This is a genomic window from Shewanella sp. DNRA4 (assembly GCF_012843185.1).
GTDB classification, from domain to species: domain Bacteria; phylum Pseudomonadota; class Gammaproteobacteria; order Enterobacterales; family Shewanellaceae; genus Shewanella; species Shewanella xiamenensis.
This window is the reverse complement of record NZ_JABAIP010000015.1, coordinates 60,330-73,792: the sequence shown is the minus strand read 5'-3', so window position 1 is coordinate 73,792 and position 13,463 is coordinate 60,330. Positions and strand designations below refer to the sequence as shown.

Below are 13,463 nucleotides of genomic sequence, written 5' to 3'. Positions count from 1 at the left end.
GTAATGCGAAGTACAAAGAGTATCACAGCGTTTGGATTGATGTTGGCCTTGCTGAGTGGCGCGAGTATTGCTGCGCCCAATCACACGCCAGCGGATGCAGGAGTCATTAATAAAGAGCGGATCCTCTATTGGTTGATTAAGCGGGGTGAAGTTTCAGAGGATGCCAGCGATAGCGTTAAGCAAGCGGCCGTTGAAGCCTTTATTGCTCGCGCAAGTTTCGCACAGCCTAAAGAGCCTAGAATGGTGATAGAGGCTGAGCATGAACGACTGCAAAAAGCCAAAACATCAGCGGTGATGCGTGCACCCGCACAGCGTGTTTTAGCGGATGCAGATGTGACTAAAACGGTTAAGGTATTAACCGTACTGATTGATTTTCCAGATTTAAAATATAATAACAACGGCTTAACAGCGAGTGATACCGACATGTATTACTCGAGTTATCCTGCTTCCCATTACAAGAATTTACTCTTCTCTACGGCTGGTTTTAGTGGCCCGCAGGGGCAAACTTTAGATTCGGCCTATCAGTATTACCAAGCTGTTTCGGGCAAAACCTTCTTCTTTAGTGGTGACGTTAAAGGTTGGTATACCGCTAGCCAAAATGCTGATTACTATGGCGCTAATGATGCTGACACTGGCAACGATGTTAATGTGACTGAACTGGTTAAAGAAGCGGTATCGCTAGCCGTAGCGAATATGTCAGCTGCAGAGCTTGCAACCTATGATATTGAAGACCCATATGATTTAAATGATAACGGTAACTTAAATGAAGCCGATGGCATTATTGATCATGTGATGATTTTCCACTCCAGCATTGGGGAAGAAACTGGTGGTGGTAAGTTAGGAGCAAATGCTATTTGGTCGCACCGTTATTACGTGGATCAAGGTACTCAAGGTTACACTTTACCGGGCTCGAGCAAAAAACTCTTTGGTTACACTATCCAACCGATCGATGCCGCGACTGGGGTCTGTACCCATGAATTTGGTCATGATCTTGGGCTGCCCGATGAGTACGACACTACAGACAACGCTAACAAAGATGGTTCACCTGTTGGTTATTGGTCTTTAATGTCGGGAGGCAGTTGGACAGGGGCTATTCCTGGTGCGCAGCCGAGTGGTTTTAGCCCCTACGCACGTTCGTATTTACAGACAAAATATAAAGGAAAGTGGCTTAACGAGCGCGAGATTAGTTTAGACAGTATTCCTAAATCGGGTATGGAAATCACGCTTAATCAGGCGATAAACCAAGATGCCGTGAATCAAATATCGATACCGCTTCCAGCGGCACAAATTGCCTTTAAAGCACCTTATCAAGGGAGTTACCAGTACTACTCTGGTCAAGGTAACATGCTGACAAACAGTATGAGCTTTACCACAACCTTGCCTAGCACCAGCGAAAAACTCACACTCTCTTTGCAGGCGAGTTGGGCAATTGAGACTGACTATGACTATATGCAAGTTAAGGTTAATGGTACGGCGATTGCGGGTAATTACACTAAGTCGATCAACGCAATTAACAATGCCCGACATATTATCACTGGTAAGTCATCAGACATCTCTACCGCAGTGGGCAGCGATGCTTGGGTTGCCTTGGAATATGATTTGTCAGCCTATGCAGGTAAGAGTGTCACCATTGAATTTACCTATGTGACCGATGAGGCGGCAATTGAGTCGGGGATTACTATCGACAATATCAGCATTAAACAGGGCGTAACTGAGCGGTATGCCGATAATGCTGAGGTGGCTGGTAAAGCGGCTCTTGTGGGTTACAGCCGCATTACCAGTACTCGCCCTGGCGCCGCATCCCGTTACCTTATTCAATTACGTAGCCATAATGGTGTCGATGCGGGCTTAAAGAGTAAAGGGTTTGATCCTGGTGTACTGCTATGGCTAGAGAATGCCAGTTACAGCGATAACAATGTATCGGATCATCCCGGCCGTAGCTTGATAGGTGTGATTGATGCTGACCAGAATATGATTGGCACTCTTTCTACCGATGAACAAATCCGTGATGCGGCTTTTAGCATGGTAAAACAAACAGCTTACTCTGGGGACAATAACCTCGATGCGGTCAGTCTTTTTGATGATAGTTTGGATTACAGCGCACCACTACAACCTCAGTCTGGCATGCAACTGCAACAACTTGGGTTGACGATGCAAGTGGTCTCTCAGGCCAGCGATAACCGCACCGCGGTAATTCGTTTAGCCAATGCGAATGCCGATCCAGCGTTAGCTCCGTTAACTGCGGCAATAAATCTGAGCCAAAATGCCTTAACCGCCACCGTGGCCGCAGTGGTTGATGGTGGCGAGGGTGCTTACACCTATGCTTGGGATTTTGGCGTTGCCGGAGCGACGAGTAATTCATCGTCGGCGAGTTATACCTACGCGAGCGCTGGAACTTATACGCTGACCTTAACGGTAACCGATGCAAAAGGCGCAATTGCCACCGCGACGAAAACGGTGGTGATGAGCTTGCCCTTAACTGCTGGCTTTAGCGTCATTGCCAACCAGCTAACGGTGAAGTTTAGCAATACCTCGGCAGGGGGCGTTGGTAGCCTAAGTTATACATGGAACTTTGGCGATGGCACCTCAAGCACTTCGGCATCGCCTTCCCACACTTATGCTCAGACGGGTACTTACACAGTGACACTGACGGTGAAAGATACACAAAATGCCACTGCCAGCAGCAGTTCAAGTGTTACCGTATCTGAGCCAACGACGCCAGGCGAAACCCCAAGTAGTGGCGGTGGTGGCAGTCTAGGTTGGCTAAGCCTGATGTTGCTCGGTGGTTTTGCATGGCGCCGCCAGCGCCAATAAGAAGGGATTGTTCTAACGAAAAATGCCTCTGATATAGAGGCATTTTTGTTTTAGCTTAAGAGAGCTAGGGTTGTAGCCTCGCCATCGCTTGTACAGCGGCCGGAAGGAACATTTCACTGACAAACATTTCCTCTTCGTCATGGTGAAAATATCGGCGTCGGCCCCAAAGTTCATGCTCGACGTTTTGCGCTAAACTCTGTGCCAGTTGGGCAAGGCGGCTATCGGTGTCAAAGCGGGCGATTTCAATGCGACCAGGAATGAAGCTATCTTGGCTAAATAATAATTCGCCGAGCGGGCGTGTACCTAGGCCTAAAAAATCGGCTTGGCGTGTCGATAACAAAGACTGAGGGATCAAGGTTCTGGCAAATACCCAAGGTACAGAATCGAGGCAGAGTAACACTTCGCGCACCCAAACGGTGTTTTGCTTAGGATATTCCCCTTCGAGCGGGGCACATTGGCCTTCACCGAGGATTTTTACTTCAAACTTATCGCAGCAGGTTTTGAGTTTTTGCGTCAGGCTTCCTGGCGCCAGTAACCATTCCTTAAGGGGAGAAGCGGGAAGATTTTTGGCATTATCGGCACAAAACCATTGAATAGATTCGCCATAGGGAAAGCTTAAGCTGGTCACATTCATTAAATACTCGTTACAATATAAGCAAACGTCGGCAGTCTACCAGATAGATTGGGAAGTTTCTTCCATTGACCATTATTGTTTTTAGGGAGCTGTAAACCGCGATGAAAAAATTATTATCAGCCTGCCTGATCTTGCTCAGTGCTGTGTTTAGCGCATATGCAGCCGACGAGAAAGCTCCACCCCCTACTGGGGATTTCGCCTATTACGGGTTTGAGCCCGAAATTGTGACTAACTATATTTCAAACCGCAAAAAGCTCGGGTTTGTAAAGATCAGTGTTGAGCTGATGGTAAAGAGTCCCGATGATTTAGTGATCGTTGAGCGCCATGATCCACTGTTGCGTGCCGCCATTATTGAGGTGCTGGGTAACCAAGCCGAAGAAAAAATTAAGTCTCTTACTGGCCGTGAAGAAATCCGCCGTGAATGCTTTGATATGGTCAATAATCTGCTGACCAAGGAAGCGGGTAAACCTATAGTAGTCAATCTACTGTTTACCTCTTATCTTTACGATTAATCCAGCCAATAGGCTAAGGGCCGATCTTTGGATTGGCCCGCTCTTGTTGAACCATCATTATGTCTAAACCCGTCGTTAAAATTGCCGCTAAGCCTGCGATGTCACCCACAGGAAAACGCAGCAAACCAAGCTCGCCTAAGCCACTTGTGGCAAAATCAGCAAAACCTGCAAAACCAGCCAAACCAAATATTGCCCCCGCTAAAGCGACGAGCAAGCCAAAACAGGGCGTTGAGAGAAAGACCTTACACCCGCGTAATTTGCATGCTCACGGCTATGACTTTTCGGCGTTGATGACGAGTTACCCTAAGCTAAAAACCTTTGTTCGGCCAACGCCATACGGCGCCTTATCTATCGATTTTGCCGATCCCTTGGCGGTGAAAACCCTCAATGCGGCCCTCTTGAAACATCATTATGGGCTGGCTTTTTGGGATATTCCTAAGGGTGCGCTGTGCCCACCGATCCCCGGACGAGTTGATTATCTGCACTACTTGGCTGATCTGTTGTTCGAAGGCGCCCCCGTCCAGCGTGCTGGACAAGTTAGCGCTTTAGATATCGGCACTGGGGCGAATGGCGTTTATGCCATCCTAGGGCATCAAGTGTATGGCTGGCAGTTTGTCGCCTCGGATATCAATCCTCAGTCGCTCACTAATGTGCAGCGGATTATCGACAATAACCCGAGTTTGCAGGGTCACTTATCTTTAAGGCAACAGCAGGATGAAAAGGCGGTCTTTAAGGGGATCATTCAGGCATCTGACCGCTTCGAGTTAACTCTGTGCAATCCTCCCTTTCATGGCTCGTTAAAAGAAGCTAGCGAAGGCTCGCTGCGCAAGGTGCGTAATCTGCAACTTAATCGCGGTGAACAGCCTAAAGCGGCCAGCGCGACCTTAAACTTTGGTGGTCAAGCGGCGGAGTTATGGTGCCAAGGCGGAGAGAGGCAATTTTTAGCCACAATGATCCGCGAGAGCCAAGCGTTTGCCGAGCAGTGTCTGTGGTTTACCAGTTTAGTGTCAAAGCAGGAAAATCTTAAACCTTGCTATCAAGCATTGGCAAAGTTGGGTGTGGATACCGTTAAAACCATTGAAATGCAGCAGGGCAATAAGATCACCCGCGTGTTAGCCTGGAGTTTCCATTCGCAGGCTAAACGTTTGCAGTGGCGAAATCAGATCGTCAGCGGGACATAAAACAACAGGCGCCGAGTGCGCCTGCTTTTTTACTCAGCCTCAATTACTGGGCTTTTCCTGTGGATGGTCGCGGCGAAATAGCGCCCACTCTTCAATCTGTTCACCGTTTGGCAAGGTACACATACCGTGTTCCCCCTCTGCGGTTCTTTGGATTTCCGATATGCCACCGAGGGAGGCGCAATACTCTGATGCCGGGTTGGCGATTTGTGCTTTCGCTTCCGTTTTTGTTTCAGCCTGAACGTTTGTTGCTGGCTCGGTTTTCTCGCCGCAGCCGATTAAGCTGGTGCCGATGATGAGGCCGATTAACAGTGGTGAGGTTAGTTTCATGCTGTTTTCCTTGTCATTGAGTGACTTATTTTCGTCCTAAAATCCGCAAAATACGCAGAAATAGATTGATGATATCCATATACAAAGCGGCGGCGCTGTCGACGGCGTTATCGACGGTTTTCGGGATTTGGTTCGCGCGGCCCCAATCGTAGCCAATATAGCCACAAAAGATCAGCACAACTATCCAATCTAAAATGCCATGATGGGTATTAAAGATAAATATTTCAATTAGTTCGACCACTATCACCAATAGTAATGCGATGGTGAGTACCCCAGATATTTTTTGGAAAAACGCTGGAAACAGCGTGCCCAAACACATCATGGCAATCGTGACTAGGCCAGTTATTCTAATCGCTTCGGTAACTAATGCGGGATCGTACTGACTGACAACCATATTAATAATCAGGCCAAAGGGCACGACTACAAAGTTATAGCCAATAAAGCTGACGAGGGGATTAGTTGAAGATTGGAACAGATAAATCCCCAAGAAGCAGGAGGCAAAGTAACCGATAAAGAACACCCACGGATTCACGCTGGCAATCGCCTCGGGGTCGATATAACTGACCATCATATAGTTCACGGCAAAACCCCAGACGAGGGTTAAGCCAATCACTAAGTTATAGACACCCGCGCCTATAATGGGGTCATCGGTTGTGCGGCGGTCAAATACGCTATTTTCAGTATCCATTTGATTTGTCATTCCTTAATTGTAAAAAGCGTGCTGAATATTAAAGGTTAATGTGCTACTCACCACATATCTTGCAGTGAGGGTGCTTGGGTAATTTCATCTCGCGAAATTCCATGGTCATAGCATCGATCATCAGCATTCGTCCTGCCAGTGTTTTGCCCATACCCGTGATGACTTTGATTGCTTCAACCGCCTGCAAGCAGCCGACCATACCGACGACGGGCGCAAGAATACCGGATTCGACACAGCTGAGTTGCTGCTCGCCAAAAAGTGAACTAAAGCAATGATAACAAGGCGTTTGCGCTTGATAGTCAAATACGGTGACCATGCCTTCCATGCGGATAGCGGCGGCAGAAATCAGTGGGATCTTGTGCTTAAAACAGCTCTGATTTAATTGCTCACGCACGCTGACATTATCAGTGCAATCGACCACGATACTGTGGTTGGCGACTAAGGCATCGATCTCATGGTCATCCAATACCGCATTGATAGTATTGATTTTAACATGAGGATTGAGCTGATTAAGGCGCTGCTTGGCCGACTCGACTTTAGGTTGGCCAATAGTGGCATCCTGATGCAGCACTTGGCGCTGTAGGTTAGAGAGCTCAACCGTATCGAAATCGACTAAGGTCATCTCGCCAATACCCGCAACGGTCAAATATTGCCCCGCCGCGCAGCCTAAACCGCCGGCGCCAATCATCAACACTTTGGCGAGTTTTAAGCGTTCTTGGCCATCGATATCCATCGCCTTGATCGAGATTTGGCGGCTGTAGCGGGTGAGTTCGCTATCGCTAAGGATGTCTACTTGTTGATTCATAAAAAGACCTTAGCAAAGCACGCTGTTAAAGGGTTCAACCGTGACTTTTGTGCCCGCTGGCGAGTCACCTTGGAACTGTTCTAACAACACAAAGCAGTTAGCCAGACTCATAGAGGTCAACATACCCGACCCTTGACTGCCTGTAATGGCGACTTCCAGCTCGCCCTGTGCATTGCGGGATAAAATACCGCGCTGATACTCAACGCGGCCGGGCTGTTTACGCACTGGTGTCGTCAGGGTAGCCGATAACATCAGTGGCGCTTTTGGGGTTAAGCCCTGCATCTTGTTTAGAATTGGCCACACCAGCTTATAGAATGTCACCATAGAGGACACAGGATTACCCGGTAAACCACAGAATACTGCTTTGCCTATGCGTCCCATGGCGAAGGGTTTACCTGGTTTGATGGCGAGTTTCCAGAAGGTGATTTTGCCTTCTTCATCAAGGATCTGCTTAGTAAAATCTGCCTCACCGACGGATACGCCGCCCGAGGTTAATACCATATCCGCTTGGCTCGCAGCATGGCGAAATGCATGGCGAATCGCCTCTGGATCGTCAGCGACAACCCCTAAATCCAGCCATTCCACATTGGCACGGCTGAGTAACCCTTGGATTGAATAACGGTTGGAGTCGTAAATTTGCCCTGGCGCTAAGTCGCTGCCCACGGGGCGCAGCTCATCCCCTGTGGAGAAAAACGCGACCTTGAGTTGGCGGTAAACCCGCACCTGACTCACGCCAATGGTGGCTAATACGCCGAGCTCGGCGGCTTTAATTTCGATGCCCGCTTTCAGCACTTTGGTGCCTTGCAACAGCTCTTCACCGCGGCAACGCACATTGGCGCCCTTAGCCTTAGGGTGATTGATTTGGATTTGATTGCCCTGTGCTTGGGTCTCTTCTTGCATTTGCACTGTGTCATAACCCGCAGGCACTGGCGCGCCCGTCATAATGCGCACACAGGAGTTAGGGGTAATTTCACCCTCAAAGCCATGGCCTGCGAAGGAACTGCCAATCAGGGTTAATGTGGTGTGCTCGGTTTGACTATTTAAATCGGCAAAGCGAAAAGCGTAGCCATCCATTGATGAGTTATCAAAGGGGGGTAAATCGATACACGAGGCCAAATCCTCTGCTAACACACGGCCAAGCGCGTGGGGAAGTGTAACGACTTCGGTGTCTGACACTGGGCTAACCTGCTCAAGCAGAAGGGGAATGGCTTGATCTGGATGCATTAAGCTAGGTTGCGAACAAGGATCGGCTTTCACGGACATCGGGTCTTCCTTATGGGCAAAGGGTTGGAGCAAATATGGGGGCTATTATGCCACGCTGCGCTTGCTTGGCTATGATCTGCATAGGAGTTTATGTGATTTGTTAGGTAGTTTTCCTTAAGTGTTGCCTAAGGTTTACTCTTTTTATACTTGAGTTTGCAGTACCGTTCGTGCGGTACTAAACGCGATTCTATGAACAAATGAAAATCATTTTTATCAATGAATCATTAACTTAGCGAAGTCAATAAAGGTAAATTTTGTTGCTTTTGCTGCCGCCCTTCATGACAATGTGAGCCGATGATTTAAGTGCGAATGCCCAAGAGGATTAACTATGCTGTCTGCAACCATGATCGAAAAGTTGAATGAACAAATTAATATGGAGTTTTTCTCCTCTAATTTATACCTGCAAATGAGTGCATGGTGTGAAGATCAAGGCTTTGAAGGCGCAGCAAAATTTATGCGCGAACATGCAGATGAAGAAATGGGCCATATGCGCCGTTTGTTCACCTATGTGAGTGAAACCGGTGGTTTACCTCTATTGGGCGCCATTGCAGCACCTCAGTCACAGTTCGATTCTCTGCTAGCGTTATTCGAGCTGACCTATGAGCATGAACAGTTAATTACTCGTCAGATTAACGCGTTAGCCCACACTGCATTTTCGAATCAAGATTATTCAACCTTCAATTTTCTGCAATGGTATGTGGCTGAACAGCATGAAGAAGAAAAGCTGTTTAAGTCGATTGTCGATAAGATCCGTTTAGTGGGTGAAGATGGCAAAGCGCTGTTCTTTATTGATAAAGATCTTGCCAAATTAGCCTCAAAGGGCGGCGAAAGTATTATGAATGCCCAAAGCCAACCGCAGGCTTAAGCGCAACATTTTTGCCCATAAAAAAGCAGCCTAGGCTGTTTTTTTATGGGCAAAAATCAGGGTTTGGGTCAATCTATTAAGCATTTACGCACTTTTCGCGCGGTTCTTGCTGCTGTAATAATGCCGGTAGTGTTTGGCTTAGCAGCGGCGTAATGGCTGCAAATGGCAGGGGCTTAGAGATCAAATAGCCTTGGGCGTAGTGGCAACCTAAATCGCGCAGTAGATTCCATTGGGCTTCGGTTTCAATCCCTTCGGCCACGAGTTCCATTTCAAGGCTTTGTCCCATCATCACGATGGCTTTCACTAAATTAGTATTTGAGCTATTGCTCAGGGCATTTTCCACAAAGCTGCGATCGATTTTTATCACAGAGATAGGGAATTTCTTCAAATAACTCAAGGATGAATAGCCAGTACCAAAATCGTCGATATAAATCTGCGAGCCTAAATGACGGATGGATTCTAGGGTGGTTAAGCAGTGGCTAGCATCGCCCATCAGCATGCTTTCGGTGATCTCAATATGCACGTTTCTTGGGTTGATATGGTGGCGGTTAAAGCATTCTTGCAGCACTTGATCAAATCCTAAACCTCGAGCATTCACACATTGGCGGCTTGAAACATTGATAGCCACGTTGAGGTGTAAGCCAAGTTGCTGCCATTGTCTGAGGTCGTGCATCGCTTGGTTGAGTACCCATTCCCCCATAGGTTCGATAAGTCCTGTTTCTTCAGCGATGCGAATAAACTGGTCAGGAGGGATTAAGCCTAAATCGGGGTCTTGCCAGCGGATCAGCGCTTCAACACTGCAGACTTTACCTGTTTTCATCTCCACAATCGGTTGATAGTGCAACGTAAACTCATTCTGTGCCACGGCACGGCGTAGCCGCTGTTCAAGCTCCATACGGGCAAACATGGCTTGGTTCATTCCCGAGGTGAAGTATTTGAAGTTATTGCGGCCGGCGTCTTTTGCCTGATACATGGCCATTTCGGTGTTGCGGGTCAGCGAGCTGACATCTAGCCCATCTTCTGGGTAAACTCCAATCCCAAAGCTGGCGGAAATTTGAATTTCCCGTTCATTCAAGCTAAAAGGCGTCGACAGGGTTTCGATGATATGGCTTGCCATATGCTCGATCGCAAATTCATTGGTGACACGGGGAAGGATAAGCACAAATTCGTCCCCGCCGATGCGGGCGACAAAGTCGGTTTTACCAGCAATATTTTCCAGTCGCTTGGCCACATCTTGTAATAATAAGTCGCCTGTGGCGTGGCCTTGTACGTCATTAATATATTTAAATTGGTCTAAATCAATCAGCAGAATCGCCAGTTTACGGGAGTCATGTTGGGCGAGCTGGATTTCATGCTGCAGCCGCTCATTAAAGAGTTTGCGATTCGGTAATCCGGTGAGCGTATCGAAATGTGCCTGATACCACAGATCCTGTTCATATTGCTTACGTTTACTGATATCCATAAACAAACCAATATGTTGGATGATTTCACCCCGTTCATTACGCACCACTGTAATCGCAAGATACTCTGGATACACTTGGCCATCTTTGCGCTTATTCCAGATTTCGCCTTCCCATTTGCTGTTTTTTTCTAATGCTTCCCACATCGCGGTATAGAAATGGCTGGTATGGCGTTTTGAGCTTAAAAGTGAAGGGCTTCGACCTTTCACCTCTTCTAAGCTATAGCCTGTGATCTGGCTAAAGGCGGGGTTAACTAATTCGATATGGTTATCGGCATCCGTCACCATAATGCCTTCGGCCGAATAGTTAAAGACCGCCGCGGCCCGATTAAGCGCTTGATTCGCTTTCTGGCGCTCGCTCAGCATACGGTTCATCGCCCGAGACATCCGCGCAAGTTCATCTGAGCCTGACACATCAATATGAATATTCAACTCAGGGTCGGCGGCCATTCGCTGCATATCATTAGCAATTTGGGTGATTTTATCCATAAAGCTACGAATGATTTTCCGCCCTAGCCACAGGGTGATGGTGGCGGTAAATAAGGCGGAGAGCAGATAAATACCTAATAAGGTTAGCGCATGCTGTTGTTGTTCATTACTCTGGCGAGCCATGGTACGCGTGATTTCATTACTGAGCGCGTTCAGCTTATTGATTCTATCTGTGGTTAATGTCCACCAGTGTTTGCTGCTCACTGGATGGGGAGGCATTAATAATTTATCAATGGCGCTAGTGAGATCGGTATTGTTGATGTGAGCAAGGGCGGTGATTTCAGCGAGCGATAGTTTTTGATCTTTTAATTGTAAGATCTTGGACATGCAGAATTGATACTGGTTGATACTCTCTTCGATAATCTGTACTGCAGGTGCAAGTGAAGGCAGGTTGATTGTTTCGCGGTTGAGTTCTGCGAGTTTTTGCTGAATCGTGGCTAAGGATTGATTGAACTTCTCAAGCGATATCAGGCTACCCGTTAATAAGTAATCTTGAAAACTATCGATTAACCCATCGTAACCCAGATTGGCGTTGATGCTTTGTACTAACGTGCTGATATGGATCTGTTGCTCTATTTGTTGACTGATTTTAAGTATTCGCAAGCTTTCCGGTGAGGCTTGTATCTGGCGGATGAGGGAATGTCTGTCAGATATTGAGGCATTGCTGGCATGGGAGATGGCTTGGCCATATTCATACATAATGGTATTGATGGCTTTGTAGTCATTAATGCTGAGGCTTTCTGACAACAACATACGATTGATGGCGCTGCGTTCTTTCACCGCCAACTCTTGCACCATCAGTAGATTCAGTAAATCCGCGTAGGCTCTTGATTGATTAATATCATTGGTGAGTAATTGCAGTTGTTGGATTAACTGCATTAATTCAGAATTAAATTGTTGATATAAATCGATAAATGCAGATGGGTGTTGATCGAGAGCTTCTTGGCGGCTCGATGCCAATTTATGACTTAGCAGCGTTAAACTCGTCAGTTTTTCCTGTAACTGGGTCGATGCCAGTTGGCCACTTAACGCAGTATTCAACGCAAGCAAAGCCGGACTTTTAAGCAGTGCTTCTAGTGCATCAGAGGTCAGTTGTTGCTGTTGTAATAGACGAGTTTCATCTTGAGGCGTAGTGGCTGGGAGTAATTGGGTACTTAATCCATATTCGTTATGAAGTTGATAGAGTAATTCATTGATTTTTGAAGTAGTTTGTATTGCCAAATGGTTTTGAGTGGCAAAGCGATACTCTTTCACAAGTACATACATTCGCGACAGCACAAAAATACTCATCATCAGCAAAGGTAGCAGCGAAAACAGAATCAGTTTCTGTTTCAAGCTGAGATGCTGTAGCGTGGATGGCATACAAACTTACTCCTCAATTGGCCTGATTTGAGACATAAAAAATCAAGGAATTTCCTTGATGGGGTGAAAGCGGAAGGTCAGGCACTGGGTGCGAATATTTAACATAGAAGCCTGTAGCTCGCGACCCTTGGTTTATGGATATCTAATCTAGCTCACGAAATTCAGCTATTTATTATATACACCTAAGATTATATTTTTATTGATGAAATTTTCTCCTAGCAGATAAATTGTTTTGCTGTCTGTGATATTTAGCGTGATTTGATACTTAACCAAAGTGTTTTATCGAAGTTAAATAAAAAAGGACGCGGGCCTTCGCACGCGTCCTTTAAATTGCATCCTGTTTATGGGGCCAAATTTAGCCTACATTGGCTAATAACGACTTACGGTAAACCACGATATCTTCAATCGTCAGTACAGGCATTTTATGCGCTGCACCAAAGGCAATAATCTCAGGCAGACGCGCCATAGTACCGTCGGGGTTAGTGACTTCACATAACACGCCTGCGGGCTTGAGTCCGGCCAGTTGCATTAAATCAATCGTGCCTTCGGTGTGGCCACGACGAGTTAACACGCCGCCGGGTTGAGCGCGCAGCGGATACACATGGCCTGGGCGAGCCAAATCGCTTGGCTTAGCATTGTCGGCGATGGCGGTTTTAATGGTGGTGACACGGTCAGCGGCCGAAACCCCTGTAGTGACGCCCACTTTGGCCTCGATACTCACGGTAAACGCGGTGCCATATTGGCTCGAGTTGTTTTCGACCATAGGTGGCAGTTCAAGGGCTTTGACCTTTTCGTCCGGTAAACACAAACACACGATACCGCTGCATTCGCGAATGAGCATGGCCATTTGCGCATTGGTTAGTGACTCGGCGGCAAAAATTAAGTCGCCTTCGTTTTCCCTATCTTCGTCATCGACCACCAACACACCTTGGCCTTGGCGCAGGGCATTAAGACCCGCTTCAACGCGTTCGATAGCAGTACCAAAAGGAGCAAGTAAAGACTGATTCATGGTTAATATCCTTCAAAAATACGACATGGGAATAATCCAGAAT

Annotated in this window: 11 protein-coding genes; 4 read left to right on the top strand and 7 right to left on the bottom strand. The window is 47.2% G+C overall.

Going from position 1 to position 13,463, the window contains the following annotated elements; translation table 11 throughout:
* Positions 1-3: 3 nt before the first annotated feature.
* Positions 4-2,814: an immune inhibitor A domain-containing protein gene (locus tag HG547_RS16565; protein ID WP_169548442.1), complete on the top strand. Its 2,811-nt coding sequence runs from the start codon at positions 4-6 to the stop codon at positions 2,812-2,814.
* Positions 2,815-2,878: 64 nt separating this feature from the next.
* Here the strand turns inward: HG547_RS16565 and HG547_RS16560 are convergent, their stop codons facing one another.
* Positions 2,879-3,448 carry a chorismate lyase gene (locus tag HG547_RS16560; protein ID WP_169548441.1) on the bottom strand — a complete coding sequence of 190 codons (570 nt, stop codon included), beginning with the start codon at positions 3,446-3,448 and terminating at the stop codon, positions 2,879-2,881.
* 101 nt (positions 3,449-3,549) lie between these two features.
* Between HG547_RS16560 and HG547_RS16555 the strand changes: the two genes are divergently transcribed.
* Both HG547_RS16555 and rlmF read left to right on the top strand, forming a co-directional pair.
* Entirely contained in the window at positions 3,550-3,960 is a 411-nt protein-coding gene (locus HG547_RS16555; protein ID WP_037416344.1) for a flagellar basal body-associated protein FliL, read from the top strand.
* Positions 3,961-4,019: 59 nt separating this feature from the next.
* Positions 4,020-5,141 carry a 23S rRNA (adenine(1618)-N(6))-methyltransferase RlmF gene (rlmF, locus tag HG547_RS16550; RefSeq protein WP_169548440.1) on the top strand — a complete coding sequence of 374 codons (1,122 nt, stop codon included), beginning with the start codon at positions 4,020-4,022 and terminating at the stop codon, positions 5,139-5,141.
* Between the two features lie 39 nt (positions 5,142-5,180).
* On the opposite strand, the gene HG547_RS16545 is transcribed toward rlmF, so the two are convergent.
* From HG547_RS16545 to moeA, 4 genes are read right to left on the bottom strand one after another with little or no spacing between them, the layout of a single operon-like run.
* Entirely contained in the window at positions 5,181-5,468 is a 288-nt protein-coding gene (locus tag HG547_RS16545; protein ID WP_169548439.1) for a DUF333 domain-containing protein, read from the bottom strand.
* Between the two features lie 25 nt (positions 5,469-5,493).
* A complete protein-coding gene (locus tag HG547_RS16540; protein WP_037416350.1) occupies positions 5,494-6,156 on the bottom strand; it encodes a Bax inhibitor-1 family protein in 663 nt (220 codons plus the stop codon).
* A 55-nt stretch (positions 6,157-6,211) separates the two neighbouring features.
* The gene (gene moeB / locus HG547_RS16535; protein ID WP_169548438.1) at positions 6,212-6,973 is read right to left on the bottom strand and encodes a molybdopterin-synthase adenylyltransferase MoeB; all 762 of its coding nucleotides are present in this window, start codon (positions 6,971-6,973) and stop codon (positions 6,212-6,214) included.
* Positions 6,974-6,982: 9 nt separating this feature from the next.
* Positions 6,983-8,236 (bottom strand): molybdopterin molybdotransferase MoeA, encoded by a 1,254-nt coding sequence (gene moeA / locus HG547_RS16530; RefSeq protein WP_169548437.1) that lies wholly within the window; start codon positions 8,234-8,236, stop codon positions 6,983-6,985.
* 328 nt (positions 8,237-8,564) lie between these two features.
* Between moeA and ftnA the strand changes: the two genes are divergently transcribed.
* The gene (ftnA, locus tag HG547_RS16525; RefSeq protein ID WP_037416358.1) at positions 8,565-9,101 is read left to right on the top strand and encodes a non-heme ferritin; all 537 of its coding nucleotides are present in this window, start codon (positions 8,565-8,567) and stop codon (positions 9,099-9,101) included.
* A 76-nt stretch (positions 9,102-9,177) separates the two neighbouring features.
* On the opposite strand, the gene HG547_RS16520 is transcribed toward ftnA, so the two are convergent.
* Positions 9,178-12,411 carry an EAL domain-containing protein gene (locus HG547_RS16520; protein ID WP_169548436.1) on the bottom strand — a complete coding sequence of 1,078 codons (3,234 nt, stop codon included), beginning with the start codon at positions 12,409-12,411 and terminating at the stop codon, positions 9,178-9,180.
* A gap of 355 nt (positions 12,412-12,766) precedes the next feature.
* A complete protein-coding gene (gene ribB, locus HG547_RS16515) occupies positions 12,767-13,420 on the bottom strand; it encodes a 3,4-dihydroxy-2-butanone-4-phosphate synthase (RefSeq protein ID WP_055647604.1) in 654 nt (217 codons plus the stop codon).
* Positions 13,421-13,463 lie beyond the last annotated feature (43 nt).

Excerpts from the sequence above, each read along its gene's own strand:
- HG547_RS16565 (WP_169548442.1), top strand. The coding sequence starts at position 4 with ATGCGAAGTACAAAGAGTATCACAGCGTTTGGATTGATGTTGGCCTTG.
- HG547_RS16560 (WP_169548441.1), bottom strand. The coding sequence starts at position 3,448 with ATGAATGTGACCAGCTTAAGCTTTCCCTATGGCGAATCTATTCAATGG.
- HG547_RS16555 (WP_037416344.1), top strand. The coding sequence starts at position 3,550 with ATGAAAAAATTATTATCAGCCTGCCTGATCTTGCTCAGTGCTGTGTTT.
- rlmF (WP_169548440.1), top strand. The coding sequence starts at position 4,020 with ATGTCTAAACCCGTCGTTAAAATTGCCGCTAAGCCTGCGATGTCACCC.
- HG547_RS16545 (WP_169548439.1), bottom strand. The coding sequence starts at position 5,468 with ATGAAACTAACCTCACCACTGTTAATCGGCCTCATCATCGGCACCAGC.
- HG547_RS16540 (WP_037416350.1), bottom strand. The coding sequence starts at position 6,156 with ATGGATACTGAAAATAGCGTATTTGACCGCCGCACAACCGATGACCCC.
- moeB (WP_169548438.1), bottom strand. The coding sequence starts at position 6,973 with ATGAATCAACAAGTAGACATCCTTAGCGATAGCGAACTCACCCGCTAC.
- moeA (WP_169548437.1), bottom strand. The coding sequence starts at position 8,236 with ATGTCCGTGAAAGCCGATCCTTGTTCGCAACCTAGCTTAATGCATCCA.
- ftnA (WP_037416358.1), top strand. The coding sequence starts at position 8,565 with ATGCTGTCTGCAACCATGATCGAAAAGTTGAATGAACAAATTAATATG.
- HG547_RS16520 (WP_169548436.1), bottom strand. The coding sequence starts at position 12,411 with ATGCCATCCACGCTACAGCATCTCAGCTTGAAACAGAAACTGATTCTG.
- ribB (WP_055647604.1), bottom strand. The coding sequence starts at position 13,420 with ATGAATCAGTCTTTACTTGCTCCTTTTGGTACTGCTATCGAACGCGTT.